Origin of the sequence: Bradyrhizobium sp. STM 3561, from assembly GCF_045571455.1 — a bacterium.
GTDB classification, from domain to species: domain Bacteria; phylum Pseudomonadota; class Alphaproteobacteria; order Rhizobiales; family Xanthobacteraceae; genus Bradyrhizobium; species Bradyrhizobium vignae.
In genome coordinates this window covers 8,115,505-8,131,335 of record NZ_CP120695.1, presented here as the reverse complement: position 1 = coordinate 8,131,335, position 15,831 = coordinate 8,115,505, and the positions used below count along the sequence as shown (strand labels likewise).

General features: G+C 60.3%; 14 protein-coding genes. 1 reads left to right on the top strand and 13 read right to left on the bottom strand.

Annotation, left to right across the window (positions count from 1 at the left end):
* Nucleotides 1-111: 111 nt before the first annotated feature.
* A complete protein-coding gene (locus tag P6U28_RS38480; RefSeq protein ID WP_407121031.1) occupies nt 112-1,632 on the bottom strand; it encodes a porin in 1,521 nt (506 codons plus the stop codon).
* Between the two features lie 330 nt (nt 1,633-1,962).
* On the opposite strand from P6U28_RS38480, the gene P6U28_RS38475 reads away from it, so the two are divergent.
* Nucleotides 1,963-2,514 carry a MarR family winged helix-turn-helix transcriptional regulator gene (locus P6U28_RS38475; protein ID WP_407121029.1) on the top strand — a complete coding sequence of 184 codons (552 nt, stop codon included), beginning with the start codon at nt 1,963-1,965 and terminating at the stop codon, nt 2,512-2,514.
* A gap of 98 nt (nt 2,515-2,612) precedes the next feature.
* Here the strand turns inward: P6U28_RS38475 and P6U28_RS38470 are convergent, their stop codons facing one another.
* From P6U28_RS38470 to cofE, 12 genes are all read right to left on the bottom strand, one after another.
* A complete protein-coding gene (locus P6U28_RS38470; RefSeq protein ID WP_407121027.1) occupies nt 2,613-3,821 on the bottom strand; it encodes a dienelactone hydrolase family protein in 1,209 nt (402 codons plus the stop codon).
* 423 nt (nt 3,822-4,244) lie between these two features.
* Entirely contained in the window at nt 4,245-5,177 is a 933-nt protein-coding gene (locus tag P6U28_RS38465; RefSeq protein WP_407121025.1) for a 3-keto-5-aminohexanoate cleavage protein, read from the bottom strand.
* 150 nt (nt 5,178-5,327) lie between these two features.
* Nucleotides 5,328-6,206: an SMP-30/gluconolactonase/LRE family protein gene (locus tag P6U28_RS38460; RefSeq protein WP_407121023.1), complete on the bottom strand. Its 879-nt coding sequence runs from the start codon at nt 6,204-6,206 to the stop codon at nt 5,328-5,330.
* A 22-nt stretch (nt 6,207-6,228) separates the two neighbouring features.
* Nucleotides 6,229-7,017 carry an SDR family oxidoreductase gene (locus P6U28_RS38455; RefSeq protein ID WP_407121021.1) on the bottom strand — a complete coding sequence of 263 codons (789 nt, stop codon included), beginning with the start codon at nt 7,015-7,017 and terminating at the stop codon, nt 6,229-6,231.
* Complete coding sequence (locus P6U28_RS38450) at nt 7,014-7,745, bottom strand: GntR family transcriptional regulator (protein WP_407121018.1); 732 nt, start codon at nt 7,743-7,745, stop codon at nt 7,014-7,016. Before P6U28_RS38450 ends, P6U28_RS38455 begins: the two co-directional genes overlap by 4 nt.
* A 158-nt stretch (nt 7,746-7,903) precedes the next feature.
* A complete protein-coding gene (locus P6U28_RS38445; protein WP_407121016.1) occupies nt 7,904-8,815 on the bottom strand; it encodes a DUF1028 domain-containing protein in 912 nt (303 codons plus the stop codon).
* A complete protein-coding gene (locus P6U28_RS38440; RefSeq protein WP_407121014.1) occupies nt 8,812-9,603 on the bottom strand; it encodes an alpha/beta fold hydrolase in 792 nt (263 codons plus the stop codon). The genes P6U28_RS38445 and P6U28_RS38440 overlap by 4 nt, the downstream gene beginning before the upstream one ends.
* Nucleotides 9,604-9,824: 221 nt before the next feature.
* Nucleotides 9,825-10,334: a nuclear transport factor 2 family protein gene (locus P6U28_RS38435; protein ID WP_129146059.1), complete on the bottom strand. Its 510-nt coding sequence runs from the start codon at nt 10,332-10,334 to the stop codon at nt 9,825-9,827.
* Nucleotides 10,335-10,797: 463 nt separating this feature from the next.
* Nucleotides 10,798-13,254 (bottom strand): 5-amino-6-(D-ribitylamino)uracil--L-tyrosine 4-hydroxyphenyl transferase CofH, encoded by a 2,457-nt coding sequence (gene cofH, locus P6U28_RS38430; RefSeq protein WP_407121012.1) that lies wholly within the window; start codon nt 13,252-13,254, stop codon nt 10,798-10,800.
* Nucleotides 13,255-13,266: 12 nt separating this feature from the next.
* Nucleotides 13,267-14,037 (bottom strand): 2-phospho-L-lactate guanylyltransferase, encoded by a 771-nt coding sequence (gene cofC, locus P6U28_RS38425; protein ID WP_407121010.1) that lies wholly within the window; start codon nt 14,035-14,037, stop codon nt 13,267-13,269.
* Entirely contained in the window at nt 14,021-15,040 is a 1,020-nt protein-coding gene (gene cofD / locus P6U28_RS38420; RefSeq protein ID WP_407121008.1) for a 2-phospho-L-lactate transferase, read from the bottom strand. Before cofD ends, cofC begins: the two co-directional genes overlap by 17 nt.
* Nucleotides 15,037-15,801: a coenzyme F420-0:L-glutamate ligase gene (gene cofE, locus P6U28_RS38415; RefSeq protein ID WP_129146055.1), complete on the bottom strand. Its 765-nt coding sequence runs from the start codon at nt 15,799-15,801 to the stop codon at nt 15,037-15,039. Before cofE ends, cofD begins: the two co-directional genes overlap by 4 nt.
* Nucleotides 15,802-15,831: the final 30 nt, after the last annotated feature.

Here is a 15,831-nt window from a genome sequence, read left to right as displayed (position 1 = left end):
TCAAAGCCGGTTTAGAAAGACCTCCGGCGGGCATGCCGGAGGTCTTATTGGAGGTCAAAGTCGGTTCTAAAAGCTTCTTCCTTTCTCCTTCAAGCTAGTTGCCAAAACGGATCACCAATTGCGCTGAGCTCGCAGGAGCAAACTCACCGTGCTCTGGTCCTTCAACTCGTAGGTAGCGCCGGGTTTGGCGATACCCGCCTGCGTCGGTAACACCACAGTGCTGCCAGCGGCGTACTTCTGGTCGAGGATGCTGTATGCCAGATCGGCTGAGAAGGTCAGGTTCTTGACCGGACTCCAGCGTGTGATTACGCCTGCGACCGCATAGTTGAAGTCGGGGTTGCAGCCGGCGGCGCCGCTCGAGAGCGCAAGGCCGGCGACGAATGCACCGCAGATATAGCTTTTCGCTGCGCCATTGTATCGTGCTGCAGCCCACGCACCGTAGATGCCAGTGTTCCAGTAAGGATCCCAGTTATGGGTATAGCCGCCGCGGAAGCCATAGGTGGTGGTCAGTTCCTGACCGGAGCCGGTCACGAACACTGAGTCGGCGAGACCGGCAAGGCCGACGCTCTGGTAAGCCCCCGCAAGGCTCGAGCCGCCGTACATCGCGTAGGTGGTGGGCACGAGGTCCTGGAAATTGTAGCGGCTTGCGCCATACGTATAAACGCCTTGCACGTTGATTGTGTCACCCGGACCTGTCGGGAGATTCTTGATTGATAACGCCAGTTGACCCGCCCAGCCCCATTTGTCGCGGGGATGACCGGTCGTCTCATCGGCGCCGTAGTAGGCGGCGTGATTGTCATGTGCTGCAACTGAGGCTTGAAACAGGCCCCAAGCCTGATCGACGCGAAGCATGGCGACAAGGTCAGGAGAGCTTGCACCGGCAATGTCGTTCGCGCCGTACGCGCCTGTTGCAAGACCAGCCACTGTCGCGCCGCCGATGTTCCAGATATTGGTCGTGTAGTATTGGACCCGATCCTGCGCCGAGAATGATGCAGTGATACCCTGGCCGAAGTCAGCCGTGTACGTGAACTGATTCACACCTGTAACCGCACCGCCGCCCCCTGGCAGACCGTCAAAGTTATTCGCGGGGTAATTGATCCAGGGCGTTGAGAACTGGGAGATGGTCTTGCCCATCGTGAACCCGGCGAACTGGATGAAGGCCAGATAGACACCAACTGATCCACTGGCGATGCCGGTTCCGCCGTAAACGGTCGAGCCATTAACACCGCCTGTGCCGACACCGGTATAGCCGCCCGAGCCCCAGTCGAACACGCCATCGAAAAAGGTGCGAAGCGTACCGTATTGTGTCGCGGTGCGCGTATCGATCGTCAGATCTTCCCGAGCATTGGTGGAGTAGTAGTTGCGCAGGCGATTGCCCGCTCCGGGCGCACCATTCACCGCGCCCTGCGTGTAGATCGAGTTGGTGTTCAACGCCGCATCAACGCGCAGATAACCTCCGAGCTTGATGCAGGTGTCGGTGCCGGGGATGTAGTAGAACCCGGCGCCATAAAGAGAGCAGACCTTCACGTATTCAACCGACCTTGCCTTGGTCGGCAGGTCGGCGCCCTGCGCACCCCCCATCAAACTGAGCGCAGCGGCCGAACCGCAGAGCATTCGGATAAACGTCTTCATAAAGCCCTCCAAAATTTTCGGCGGCGCCCCGCCATGGGCGGTTGCCGGGGAATGAACCCAAGTTCACGACTGTTGCTTTTCGTCTCGCGCCTCGACGTCTTCGCCATTCGCGAATGGATCGATCTGCTTGACGTGCGACCAAGGGTCCGCCCTCGTCACCGCGTGGACATTATATAAGTTACTTATATACGTCACTGATATAAGCTAACAAACAATTCGATCAGGAGAGCGCCGTGACATTCAAGCAACACCGGTTGCGCCTGCACTGTTGCTGTGTCTCGCAAAGCGGGTTAGGTAAGTAAGCGAAATAATGAAGAGGAGGTCTCGGATATGCCCCGAGATACGACCCGGCAGCAGCCCTCGCCCAGCGCGAAAGGTCACAGGACAAGCAAACAGACCGCGCCGTCAGACCGAATTATCGGAGAAGTCGGTTGGGACATCGCGGCAATCAATGTGCATCTGGAGGACATCCGGCGTACGTGGGCAAAGGCGCTTGGCGTCAGCGGCCCTCAATGGCTGATCCTGATGGCGATTGGGGATCTGGACCAAGGAGCGGGCGTTTCCGTCGGAGATGTGTCCGCGAAGATCAACGTCCGCTCACCGTTCGTGACCGCGGAAACCAAGATGCTGGAAAAGGGAGGCTTCGTAACTCGCACCGCCTCCCCCGCGGATGGCAGGGTCGTCTTGATGTCGCTGACCGAAAAGGCGCGTAAGGCGATTACAAGCCTTGCAGCCAAGCGCAGAAAACTGGATGAGACGATCTTTGCAGACCTTGGGCACGAAAGGCTGGAAGATTTCAGAGAAGTGCTTTCCACCATCAAGCGCAGAATGGAGAAAGTGGCCCTTCAGCTCGAGCTGGATGCAAGCAAGCCTGACGTGTGAGTGGCTATCTTACAGGCGCCAATTCGGCTCCGAAGAATTTATGAGCAGATTGTGCAGGCTCAAGCGCGAGAGCGATTGATCCCAATTGAATTCGCACTCTAGGCGCTCGACGCAGTGCGAGTATCATTGACCGCCCGCTGCGGAGCGTTCTTTATGCAATTCTTTCGCGTTGGAATGGTAGGCGCCTGGTCCTTTCGATCGAGGCGCAGCTTGTCCCTTAGCCAATCGAAGATAAACTGCCGCCCAATGCTCGGATTGTCCAGTTGCCGGTGCGATGAACCGGTCTCCTCGCCTCTGAAGATCTTGAGATCCATGGGTACGCCCGCGGCGCGGCAGTGCTCATGCAAGGCAGTGATATCCTCCAGGCTGACGTAGTCGTGCTCTCCCACAACGATCAGGGATGGACATTTGATCTGACGGGCAAGCTTACAGGACGGGGATCGTTTTATACCTGCACCGAACAGGCTGGCCGTGACATATCTTTGCTCGAGATCTTCCCAAATTCCGCCGTCGCAAACGGCGGCAGCCCACCTCATTTCAGTTGCTGCCACGCGCGTGGCAAGGGCTCCTCCAAGACCATCGCCTATCAACGCGATTCGCCTCTGATCGATATCATCGCGGCTAAGTAGATAGTCTAACCAGCGGCGTAGAGCCATGTCTTGATAATGGTGAACCGGGGAATCCTGAAAGCACTCGATCTCTTGCGGCAGATCGATAACGAGCAATGACAGGCCGCTCGCAATGGCATGAGATTGAAATCTCACCAATAGGTCCTCTTTGGTATCTCTTTCCTCTCCGAACGCCACGACCACCGGGGATTTGAGTGGCGCGGCGGATGAACGAATGAGATAGCCTTGAAGCAAATCGGTGCCGAAGCGGATCTCCAGCACCTCTCCGCGCGGAGACAGCAGCTCCAGGAACCCTTCGGCACATGACCGCGCGATGCGAGACAGTTCGGCGATTCTGGGATCGCTGTGAATAAGAAAGGCGGAAGCCGTGCGATAATAGTTCAAGGCGCGCAGCCATTCGTTCCTTGCAGTTGTAAAGTGACCTTCTGCGCTTGACAGGCGCGCGCGCCTTGCGATCCGGTCGGCTAAGCCACGCCACTCACCGAGCCAGCTCTCGTCGTCGCCGACAACGATCTTGCCCGCAATCATGAGGCACTCGGACACGAAGCTTGCGCCCTCTTGGGCATCTCCCAGCAGGCGTCTCAGCTGCGTGCTCTCGACCTCATGATCCGGCCAGTGGGTCCAGCCGTCAGCGTCATATCTGGGCGAGCAGTGGACACTTTTCGCCTGTTCTTGCATCACCCTGCCCTCCCTGTTAGGCCGCGTAGAACGCCTTTGTTCTTGGCGGTCGATCATTTTTGTTCATCCGAGCGCTGAATTGACACGTGGCGACATGTCATATGGTACGGCGCGCGCTTGCGATGCTATTTGAACTCATGCTCGAATCAGAAGACGCGCCGATTTATGCCGGTTGGTCAGATTGGATCGCCGTGGGCTCGGCGCGTGCGACGTGAGACCATTTCGTGTTCGACTACGCCCGGCGGAATCTAGCTGATGACGCCGTACGCGCTTACTGCAGAGAGCCAGGCGCGATTTACAGCGATGTCGCTACACCGAGCTCTCCGGTCGTCGCCTCCGGGCGCTGATCGGGAGCCGCCGGCGGGTGTCGTCAGAGCTGGCGCCGGTCTCATTCGCCCAAAGGGCGCCACACAGATCGGACGGTCAGAAGCCGACATCGCTCGTCCCTTTCAGCTTCAGCATGGCCCGAGCCTCCTCCGGCGTTGCCGCCTCTAAGCCGAGTCCTTTCAGGATCGAGCGGGCTAGCCTTACTTGCTCCGCGCTGGAGGTGGCGAGCTTACCGGGCCCTGCCCAAAGACTGTCCTCGAGTCCCACGCGGATATGGCCGCCCATCGCTACGGCCATCGCGCCTATGCGCATCTGCGCCGCGCCCGCGCCGAGTACCGACCAGACATAGTCATTGCCGAACAGCCGCTCGGCCGTGCGGCGCATGGTAGCGATGTCCTCATGATGCGCGCCGATCCCGCCGAGCAACCCGAAGACGGACTGGATGAAGAATGGCGGCCGCACGAGCCCGCGGTCGACAAAGTGCTTAAGATTATAGAGGTGGCCAACATCGTAGCACTCGAATTCAAATCGTGTACCACCGGGCGCGCACAGTGTGAGGACCTGCTCGATATCGGCGAAGGTGTTGCGGAAAACGAGGTTGCGTGAGGACTCCAGATGCTCGCGTTCCCACTGGTGGGTGAACTCGTGATAGCGCTTGAGCATGGGAAATAGGCCGAAATTGAAGGAGCCCATGTTGAGGGAAGCCAGCTCGGGCCTGAAATGCCGGGCGGGCTCCACGCGTTCGGCAACTGTCATGAATGGGCTGCCACCGGTCGTAATGTTGATCACGGCCCCCGACCTGCGGCTCAACTCCGGCAGAATCTTCGCAAATCCTTCGACCGATTGGTCCGGCTGACCGGTTTTCGGGTCGCGTGCATGCACATGCAGAATCGCAGCTCCCGCTTCCGCAGCTCGCACGCCCTCTTCGATGATCTCCTCCGGTGTCACCGGGAGGTGCGCGGACATTGAGGGCGTGTGGATCGCGCCGGTCAGGGCAGATGTGAGAATGACCTTGCCAGTCCTGGCCATGTGAAACCTCCAGAGTAAAGCGGTGATGGTAAGCGGCGGCCGCGGCATTTTCGGCTTTGATGGCAGGACAGCCGCCAGGATCAGGAGTGCCACCGCGCTTGCGCACGATGGATGTCCTCGCCGCTGATTGATGAAGCAGCTTTTCGCAGGTCAGCTGGCGAACCGCGGCTCCGGAATGCCCTGGACGCCAAGCCCTTTGATTGCAAATAGGGCCCCGCGCTGCGGTCCGTCATCGGGAAATCGCGGCAAGGGCGGCTTCGCCATGGAGGTCACGTAGAGAATGTCGAGGTCGGGACCACCGAACATCACGCTCGTGACCTTGCGCACCGGCATCTCGATAACGCGCTCAACGCTACCGTCGGGCGCGTAGCGCACGAGCTTTCCATCATAGACGAGCGCTTGCCAAAGAAATCCTTCTGCATCGACCGTGGCGCCATCGGCAGCACCGCCGTTTGAGCGATCAACTGGCGCGAAACGGCGCCGCTTGGTGGCAGCGCCGGTCTCGATGTCATAGTCGTAGGCCCAGATTTCCCCAGTCCAGGTGTCAGCGAAATAGAAGGTCCGGTCGTCCGGGCTCCAGCACGGGCCATTGGACACGATGATCTTCTCGTCCAGGACGTGCAGCGAGAGATCGGGATCGAGCCGATAAAGGCGGCCGGAGGCCTCATCCTCCAGCGTATCCATGGAACCGAAGACGAAACGCCCGCGGCGATCGACTTTGCCGTCATTCAACCGATTGCGCGGCAAATGCGCCTCGGGTGCCGCGATCAGCTTCAGCTCCCCGCTCTCCAGATCGAGATCATGTACGCCGGATTGCAGCGCGACGAGCGCATGCGTACCGTCACGACGAAGCGCCATCGAGCCGATTTTCGCCCCGACATCCCAAGCGCGAAGCTCTCGTCCATCTGCGGTCGCACGAAAAATGCGGCCGTCGATACTGTCTATCCAGTACAGACGCTGCTGCTCGGTGTCCCAAAGCGGGCCTTCGCCAAGCGTCGTCTTCAGATCCGCTATGATCTCGATCTGCAAGCGATCCCCCCAATCTTACGGTTCACAGGTATTCCACATTCCCGTCAATGCTGATCGCCTGGCCAGTCACGTTGCGTCCACCTGGCGAGCAAAGGAATAAGGCCATGGCCGCAACGTCCTCGGCCGTTACCATGCGACGCAGCGAGATCTTCTTGAGGTATTCCTGGCGCATCGCCTCGTAGCTGGTCTGGAGCTGCTCGGCGCGCGCGCGGATCACGCCCTCAATGCGCGGGCCCTCGACGATACCCGGCAAGAGCGCATTGACGCGGATGTCGTCGGGGCCGAGCTCGGCGGCAAGCGATTTGACGAGCCCAATGATGGCCCATTTTGTTGCGGCGTATGGGGTACGCCAGGCATAACCGAGGCGGCCGGCAACGGAGGCCATGCAGAGGATTTGCCCATAGCGAGATTGGCGAAGCATCGGGATAGCATGATGGGCTAAGCGGTACTGTGCATTAAGATTGATATCGATCGTTCGCCGCCAGTCGGACTCTGCAATGGCATCGATTCCGCCGGTCGGTCCGGCAATACCTGCATTGTTGATGAGCACGTCGAGCCCACGCCAACGCGCAACCTGCGCGCGAAAAACGTCGGCGACCGCGTCGCGGTCCGATACGTCGGCCTTGGTGGCAAGCACCTGCGGATGTTGATTGCGGAAGGTTGCAAGCGCATCGTCGTTGATGTCGCAGATATGCACATGCGCACCAGCCTCGACGAAGGCACCGGCAAGTGCGGCGCCAATGCCGGACGCGCCGGCCGAGATCAGGACGCGCAGCTCGGGATGAGGCACAAGACGCTGCAGCACGCTCATGCCGGTCGCCCCCGTCTCGGAACGGCCGCGGCGCGCTCGCTGCCCGCATTATCGAGAATGCGGGACAGACTATTGGCGGCCTGCATGATGTCGTCTGTCACTGCAGCGCGTGCGGCGGGCGCATCGCGGTTCAAGAGCGCATCGAGTATCTGGCGGTGCGCGTCCATGGAACGCTGCAGGTGGGCAGCATCGAGAGCAACGAGCACGAAGCACGGACCGACGAGCAGCCAAAAATGTTCGACGGCGCCGAGAATCGCCGACGCCTGTGCGATTTGGTAGATCCGCCGGTGGAAGGCGAAATTGGTCCAAAGATAAGTTCGGCCATCGACTGCATCAGCGGCGCTCTGCAGCCGGCCGTAGAGTTGGGTCACCTCGGCATCATCGGCGCGCGTCATACGCGAAGCTGCGCGCTCGGCCAGCAGCCCCTCGAGGGCTACGCGCGCATCGCGCACATCCCGCAGCTGTGCCTCGGATAGCCTCCCAACGCTCAGCCGCGCCGAACCGCTGAATTCGAAGACGCCCTCGGCTTGCAGACGGCGCAGCGCCTCGCGTACCGGCGTCGGGCTTGAACCCAGCACCTCGGCAAGACCCCGGACCGTCAGCCTCTGACCCGGCGCAAAGCGTCCGGCCATCAGACCATGTCGCAAATGCCGATAGACCTGATCCTCCATCGAGTGGCGGACAAGGGGCGGCAACGGCAGCAAGGCGATGAGATTGCGCGATTCCAACGTCCCCTCCACGTTTGAGATATGTGATCACATTGTGAAAATTCCGTCAAGCATCGATCGGCGAGCCTCTCGGTAGTCCGAATCGCGCGGTGAGGCAGTCGCGGCCCCGGCTCCAGCGCCAGTAAAACGCCTCGCAGAGGCAAAGAGTGTTGAGCTTTTCACGCACCGAGGAGTTCGTTCGATGACAGCTGAAGGATGCCGACTGCGTAGAGTCCATCCACGAAGGTCCGGTACTGCGGTCGCGCCGCGGCGATGGCGGCAACGAGCCTCCTCCCTGGGGCAATTTCGCCGGCGCGGATCAGCAGCACGCCCTTCCAGAAGGTTGGCTCTGGGTCAGCGCCGATCAATGCCTGGGCCTCCGTGAGCATGCGCAGCGCCTCTGCAAGCTGCGGACCTGTCGCTGCCTCGCCCGAGAGCAGCCCAGGTGTGAAGACAGATGCGCCGAAGATCGTGTGTGCCTGAGAGAGCTTGGCGAGTCTGCGCAATTCGGCGAGCGGCTCCGGATGTTCATCAACTCGCACATCGATGAGCCGGTTAGCCCAGGGCGCTGGAGTGATGGCGGCGGGCACCAAAAGGAGCGCGGCGGACATCCGGCCACGGGCGTCACCTCCAGCGGCTTCACCTGCATCCATTGCCGCGAGCATTCGGTCGAGAAGTGGGCCGCCAGTATCCTCGTACGCTGCTAGCATGGCGGGAACCACAGCGTCGCTGGCGAGCATATTTCCCAGCACGACAACGTTGCTGGCCTCGAGCTGAGCGCGGTGGGGAACGCAGCGATCGCCAGTGAACATGGCTTTGCCGCCGCCGGCATCGAGAAAGGCGACTTGGCGCAACTCTCGGTCTTCGTCCTTTGCAAGAAGGCTCGTGAGCGCTGGCGCCGCCGATGCGCCGGAGGCCATGAGATCCAGCCCGTTCGGCCCGTAAGCTGGGTTAACGAACGACTGGGTCGCAACAACGCCAACACCGGCTCGCGCAAACGTCACAACGCGCCCGAGCGCGAAATAATGCGATTGGCTGGCAACACCCAATTCACCGGTGATCGGGTCTCGGGCGATAATCGAGTATGTCATCTTCTGGACTCCGCATGCGCAAGGTGTGCCTTGATTGCGGCGATCAAAGCTGGCGGATCCTCCAGCATCGGCAAGTGACCAATGCCTGGCAGGAGAACGTGCGGAGCATGCAGCGCGGCTGCCATTTCTGCGCCGGCTGCGGGAGGGCAGGTCAGGTCGAACTCGCCGGTCAGAACCGTCACAGGACAACTGACGCTGGCCACATGGGCCCGGATATCGGCCGCGCAGGCGGCTCTCCACACGCGACGGATGTCGTCCTTTTCGTTTGGATTACGCAGCGCAATGGTCTTGGCCACCACTTCGGCAGACGCGTTTGGACCGAGTGCATATTTCGGCAGGATGAGCTCAAACATCTCCTTGACGGTGTGATGCTCGAGGGTGGCTAGAACAGCCGCATTGTCAGGATCTTGCGAGTAGAGCTGACTGCCTACCGCGACAACCGAGAGGACCCGTTTGGGCTCGGCAGCGGCGAGATAGACCGAAATCGCTCCACCAAGCGAACCGCCGATGGCGTGGAAGCGATCGATGCCCGCCCGGTCGACGGCATCGATGCAGTCCTGCGCCCACCGGGCAAGGTCGTACTGTTCGGCCGGCGGCGAGTCACCGAATCCACGCATGTCGGGGACAATCGTGAACCGGTCGGCGAATGCCGGCACGATCTCGGCCCAGGCCGCGCCCTTGAGATTGATGGGATGCACGAACAGGATTGGCGGCCTGCTCGCGTCGGCTTCCCCATGGTAAGAAACCGCAATCGGACCGACTGGTCGCTTGATAGTGAGCCGCCTCATGAGTCCTCCACGGACGACGCTCCGAACGAAGGGACGCTCGATTGCGTGTCGCTTTTCCTTTCCAGTGACGCTCGCTCACTACGGTCCATCCGCTTCTCGGCGGCCACATTGGGCGGCAACTTCAGCTGGAAAATCTTCTCTGGATGTTCTTCGCCCCGGCGGGGTCAGTCCGTCCGCCGGGTGCAGGATGCGCGGCCAGCCCGGCAGGGCGCTCGCTTTGATTACGGCCTTTGGTCGTCCGTAACCGAAAAGCTCTTGCCGAAGCTGGGCGGCAGATAGCCCACGCCGCGGCTGGCATAGCTATCGCCGAACGGCTGCCGGATCTTGTCTTTGGGCGCCATCTCCGAGCAGTGGAAGTGCCAGATCTTCCACTCCGGCTTCCCCTCTCCGTCGTTGCGCACGTAGATTTCGGTGCTGCGCAGGTACTGGTCCGGTTTGTCGGCTTCTTCGAAATTGCCCTCGCAAAGCAGGTAGGCCATGTCGCCATGGACATCCAAACGCCAGATGTGCATGACTGCAGGCTTCGATCGCGGCCTGTCCTTGAACGACTCCCAAAAGGCGGTCAGTTCCTCCCGCCCGAAGTACGGATCGCCGCTAAGGTTGAAATTTAAGAACGCGGTGCCACTCGGGAAGCAGGTTCGCATCAAGGGGATATCCCACTTGTGATTGGCAATCCACCAGTCGCGATGCACTTTCAAAATGGCTGCTCGGTCCTCATCTAAAGTCGGCATGGATGCTCCTGGATGGTGTGATCCTAAAATTGGCCGCCGGGAAATCCCCCGCGTATCGGCGACTCATCGGCCTCGGGTGCAAAGACCAAGGCAGATTCTCGTGCTTGAGCCTCGGCCGCCGGCAGTCGCTTCTGGACAGCAGCTCTGAGCGGCTCAGCTGAGGGCGCGCCAAGAAGACGCAAAATCGCGAGAGCTAAAGCGGGACGACGCCATCGTTCCTCGTGATCGACTAATGTCGCGGGCGATTAGGATGCACTGGGACCGCTCACAAATGCGCGAAACGCTGGCAGAGTGAACCTTGCTTGGGCGATCAACGCCCAGCCGAAAGCGTGCTGCGGGCATGATAATGCGGCTCACTCTAAGGACCCTCCGTTTCAGATATGTGATCACAAATCAAATGATGCGTCAAGACCGGCCCCACACGCACCGGCATCGTCTGAGGCTCGCGCGCGACGCGCTCCGGCTAAGTCATTTCAAGAGCGCGGGGCCGAGGGATGTCTCCTCCATCGCGATGGTTGTCCAGTCCCGTAACAATCGGAGTGAGCGGCGGAGGGTTCAGCGAGGCGAGATAACGATCATCAGCAACTTCGCCATAGAGCGTCGTACGTTGGCGCGGCAGGCGTGCCATGGCCCGGATGAGCTCTTCCATTTGTTTTGGAGCCATCTCGTGGCCATGTTGGGCGCCGGCTGAACGCGAGATCGTTTCGTCCATCAGCGTGCCGCCGAGATCGTTCACACCAGCCTCAAGGCAGGCGCGAACGCCTTTTTCGCCGAGCTTCACCCAAGAGGTCTGGATGTTGGAGATTTTCGAGTGGAAGACGAGACGTCCGATCGCATGCATGAGAACGACTTCGCGGAAGGTCGGCCCCTTGCGCGAGCGCCCTTTCAAGTAGATCGGGGCTTCCATGTGCACGAACGGCAATGGGACAAATTCAGTGAAGCCACCGGTCTCGGTCTGAAGATCCCGGATACGCAACAGATGCTTTGCCCAATGCTCGTAACGGTCGACATGACCGAACATGATCGTCGCGGTGCTGCGCAATCCCGCTCTATGGGCCGCTGCCATGACCTGCAGCCATTGCGCGGTGTTGATCTTGTCGGGACATAGGATTGCGCGAACCTCGTCGTCCAGGATTTCTGCAGCCGTCCCGGGCAATGTACTAAGACCAGCGTCCTTCAACTCGCGCAGAAACTCATCAACTGAAATTCCGAGCGTCTTGGCCCCCTGAAACACCTCGAGGGGCGAGAAAGCATGGATATGCATTTCGGGGGTGAACTGCTTTACGGTCCGACAAATCTCAAGATACTTGGCGCCGGTGTAGGCGGGATGGATGCCGCCCTGCATGCAGACTTCGGTCGCTCCGCGCTCCCAGGCTTCGCACGCGCGCCGCCCGATCTCATCCATGGAGATATCGTACGGCCGCCCGCGCAAGTTCTCGGCGAGCTTTCCTTTCGAGAAAGCGCAGAACTGACACCTGAAGTAGCAGATATTGGTGTAGTTGATGTTGCGGTTGACGACATAACTAACGGAATCCCCATTGACGGAGCGGCGCAGCTCGTCAGCAGCGCGGCACACGGTCGTGAAATCGCGACCCTCGGCCTCGAACAGCGACACGATCTCTGCCTCGTCGAGTCGTGCCCCAGAATGAGCCTTTGCGACAATTCCCCGAAAACTGCCGGTTGAGACGGCGGGCGAGCTGGCATCTTCACGCAGCATCGCGAGCTCGCCGGCAGGCGGATCGCACCTCGCTCCAGGGCACCATTCGTCCAAACGCGGCCAGCCGTTTCCGTCGACAAGACCGAGCAGGTTTTTCTGCAGGGACGCGTCAGTCCAGCGAGCATATTGACGCGCATAGGCCGGGTAAACTGCGAGGCGTTCGACGAGCGTCTTGCCGCATTCAGCGGTGGCCTCGGACAGGCGTGTCACATGCGGCCAAGGCGCCTCCGGATTGACGTGGTCCGGTGTAACCGGGGATACGCCGCCCCAATCATTAATGCCAGCGGCCAGGATCATGTGCAGTACGCCCGGGCTGAGATTGGGGGGCGCCTGGATGTTCATGTCGGGTCGGAACAGCAATCGCGTGAGCGCAAGGGTCCACAGATGCTCTTCCATAGTCGGCGCCGGCGCGTCCCTCATGCGGGTTTCCGGCTTCGGCCTGAAGTTCTGGATAATGACTTCCTGAATGTGCCCGTAGCGTTCGTCGAGATTGCGCAATGCAAGCAGCGAGGAGATGCGCTCAAGCGGCGTCTCGCCGATGCCGATCAGCAATCCGCTCGTGAACGGGACCGAGAGCTGGCCTGCGAGTTCAATTGTTCGCAGCCGACTTGTGGGCTCCTTGTCAGGAGAGCCGAAATGTGGCCCCCCGGGCTCGCACAGCCGTGCCGATGCGCTCTCGAGCATGATCCCTTGCGAGATGGAGACCTTGCGCAAGGCTGCGATATCGTCGGCCTCCATCAAACCTGGATTGAGGTGCGGCAACAAGCCGGTCTCGCGGAAAACCACGCGCGCGGCTTCCTGGAGGTACGCCAGCGTCGATACAAAGCCCATCTCGTGCAGCTCTCGCTCGGCCTGGCGGTAGCGCAGCTCAGGCTTGTCGCCCAGCGTAAATAGCGCCTCCTTGCAGCCGGCCTCACGACCGGCACGCGCGATCGCCAGCACCTCATCGATGCTGAGGTAGGCACGCTGTCCTTTTTGGGGCGGATGGGCGAATGTGCAGTAGTGGCAGACATCACGGCATAACTGGGTCAGCGGAATGAAGACTTTTCGCGAGTAGGAGATCTTTCTGCCGTGAGCCTCATCCCGCTTTGACGCCGCCATCCGCATGAGATCGGGAAGGGACACGTCGCTGACGAGAGACAGGGCCTCCGAAGCGGAAATGTCGCTTCGCCTTAACGATTCCAGAAGCATCCGATCCACCATTCTCAGAACTCCTCACGCTCCGCGAAAAACGGCGGAGGTCTCTCCATTTTGAGCAACCAACCCCGAGCTCAGTTCGGCCGCCGCATCGACGCTTGCGCGCCCCGTCTTTCCGGCTCCCATGCCCAGCCGCCTTTGGCCCAGATCAATCGAACGCAAATAACGATCGGTGGCTGTGGACGTGTTCAGGTCAAGAAAATCAAAGAGATCGGCGGGAGCATCGAGATCCAGCCCAATTCTTGCATTCCGCCACACGATAGGTTCAATGCCGAGCCGATCGGCTGCGGCGATGTGGCGGGCGAAGCTATCGGGGCCGAAACACGGCTGCAACGGCCGCGCCAAGGTGAATGCAACCGCGTTGGTGCCGCCATCGCGCGGTGCCGGCACGATCACTGCGGCGTTGCCTTGCGCGGCTTGGAGGAGCGTCGAAACGTCCTCGCTCAAGATTGCCGGCACATCGCTGGGCAGAACAAGGATGAGTTCGCCTCCACGGTTTTCGATGTCAGCGAGTCCGGCCACCACTGCAGAGTTGGTTCCGTCCGCACCGCCGTCATCAATCACGACAGTCCCCAGACGAGCCGCCTCTTGAGCGACATCCTCCGCATTGGTTACCACGGCGACATGGTTCAATTTTATCACCCCGCATGCCGCACTCAGAACGTCGGCCAGCATCGACCGGGCCAACAGGATGCGCTCGGATGACGTCAGCAATGGAGAGAGCCGCTGCTTCGCGCGCGAGAACGATTTTGCCGGGATGACTACCCATGCATCACGTGTCGTCATCATGCGTCTCCCTTCGAAGTGGCCTGGGCCCCCGCTCGTGCCTTGCGCGAAGGCTGTCGCCGAAGGCAAGCGCATGCTCGGCGAGCGTGATCTTCGACTGCATGTCTGTCATGAGCGTAGGTACCGGGTGTACATCGATCCCCAGGTCGTCCGCCCCTGCCGCATCGGCGGTATCTATAACGAGGCCATCGAGCAGCCCGGCATAATGTCTGGAAATCTCTGCATTTGACGGTTCGAGGCCGAGTTCGTCCATGATCTTGCGCGTGGGCCCTTTGATTGCCTGACCACCGATAATTGGCGAAATGGCCACAACGGGAACGCTGGTCGCACGCAGTTGTTCAGCCATTCCCGGAACAGCCAAGATCGGATCGATGCTGAGATAGGGATTGGAAGGACATATGATGATGAGACGAAGATCCTCGGCGTCAAATAACGCAAGCACCTGCTCGCTCAGGCGAGCGCTTTGGGCCCACCTGAACCGGATCTGCTTGACAAGCGGTTCGCACCGACGTTCGACGAAATAGCGCTGGAATTCGAGCTCGCCTTCCGTGGTGTCGACGATGGTGGAAAGCCTGTCGTTGGTGACGGGCAGCACAGCTGAAGAAATACCGAGCCGGCGTGCAAAGTCGCTCGTAATGATTGTGAGACTTTCGCCGCTTAGGCGACGGCGGGTCCGCTCGATATGCATGGCCATATCGCGATCGCCGAGCAAGAACCAGGTCTCGCCGCCGATCTGCTTCAAAGCCTCCATGAAATTCCAGGTCTCATCAGATCGACCCCAACCGCGCACCGGGTCGCTGAGACCTGCGAGCGTATAAAGGACTGTGTCCAGGTCCGGCGAGATATGGAGTCCGAGATGCTCGAAATCGTCGGCCACATTGACGACCACGCTCAATCGTTCTCCGAGAACGTGCTGTAATCCAACAGCGAGCTTTGCTCCTCCGACGCCGCCGCAGAGCGCCACAACACGTCCTTGTCCCGACAAATACTGTGACCGCCCGTTCATCTGAACATATCCCGTTCTTTCGCACGCATGAGCGCGGACGCCGAATTGATTGGCGCGCGAGAGGAGAATCCACGGACATGGATGACGGGCTGTCCTTCGGCTGCCTGTCCCATCAAGAGCGAGGCGGCGGCTGCCAGCTCATCCGCTAGCGCGATCTCTGTCACCTGCATGGGCCGCCCGAACAGATCGGGCTTGCCGATCATGCTCTGAAGGGCAGGAATTCCAGCACTTCCGAGCGCCACGCCAACGACGCCGTTGCGCCACGGGCGGCCGAAGCTGTCGTTTATAATGACGCCGACATCGACACCGAATTGTCGATCGAGGCCAGTCTTGAGGCGCTGGCAACTGGTATCTGGATCTTCGGGCAGCAACAACACGCGATGGCCGCGATCCTGCTCGATATTGGATTCATCTATGCCGGCGTTCGCCATCACGAAGCCGAGACGGTGAGCGACGATGATTATATTCTGTCTTGCGCGAAGAACCTCGGTCGATTCTGAGAGCACCACCTCGATGTGCCGCGGATCCTTGCCGACCGTTTCTGCAAGCTCCAGAGCGCGGTCGGAAGGGCTCACATCATCGAGATAGACGTACCTGTTTTCCGCCTTCGACACGATCTTTTGCGCAATGACAAAAATATCGCCGGATGCGACGGCGATCCCTCCGGCCCTCACGCCATCCACGATGACGTCAACCAGATCGTCGCCCGGTCCCACCAGAGGAATCCCGGGGAGCGCGGTGTAAGTGATGCTCCTCGTCATCGCAACTTCTTCCTCCTTGGCCGCTGCCCT

Coding starts and splice junctions, on each gene's coding strand:
- P6U28_RS38445 (WP_407121016.1), bottom strand. CDS start 8,815: ATGACATACTCGATTATCGCCCGAGACCCGATCACCGGTGAATTGGGT.
- P6U28_RS38475 (WP_407121029.1), top strand. CDS start 1,963: ATGCCCCGAGATACGACCCGGCAGCAGCCCTCGCCCAGCGCGAAAGGT.
- P6U28_RS38470 (WP_407121027.1), bottom strand. CDS start 3,821: ATGCAAGAACAGGCGAAAAGTGTCCACTGCTCGCCCAGATATGACGCT.
- P6U28_RS38465 (WP_407121025.1), bottom strand. CDS start 5,177: ATGGCCAGGACTGGCAAGGTCATTCTCACATCTGCCCTGACCGGCGCG.
- P6U28_RS38480 (WP_407121031.1), bottom strand. CDS start 1,632: ATGAAGACGTTTATCCGAATGCTCTGCGGTTCGGCCGCTGCGCTCAGT.
- P6U28_RS38440 (WP_407121014.1), bottom strand. CDS start 9,603: ATGAGGCGGCTCACTATCAAGCGACCAGTCGGTCCGATTGCGGTTTCT.
- cofC (WP_407121010.1), bottom strand. CDS start 14,037: ATGATGACGACACGTGATGCATGGGTAGTCATCCCGGCAAAATCGTTC.
- cofD (WP_407121008.1), bottom strand. CDS start 15,040: ATGAACGGGCGGTCACAGTATTTGTCGGGACAAGGACGTGTTGTGGCG.
- cofE (WP_129146055.1), bottom strand. CDS start 15,801: ATGACGAGGAGCATCACTTACACCGCGCTCCCCGGGATTCCTCTGGTG.
- cofH (WP_407121012.1), bottom strand. CDS start 13,254: ATGGTGGATCGGATGCTTCTGGAATCGTTAAGGCGAAGCGACATTTCC.
- P6U28_RS38455 (WP_407121021.1), bottom strand. CDS start 7,017: ATGAGCGTGCTGCAGCGTCTTGTGCCTCATCCCGAGCTGCGCGTCCTG.
- P6U28_RS38435 (WP_129146059.1), bottom strand. CDS start 10,334: ATGCCGACTTTAGATGAGGACCGAGCAGCCATTTTGAAAGTGCATCGC.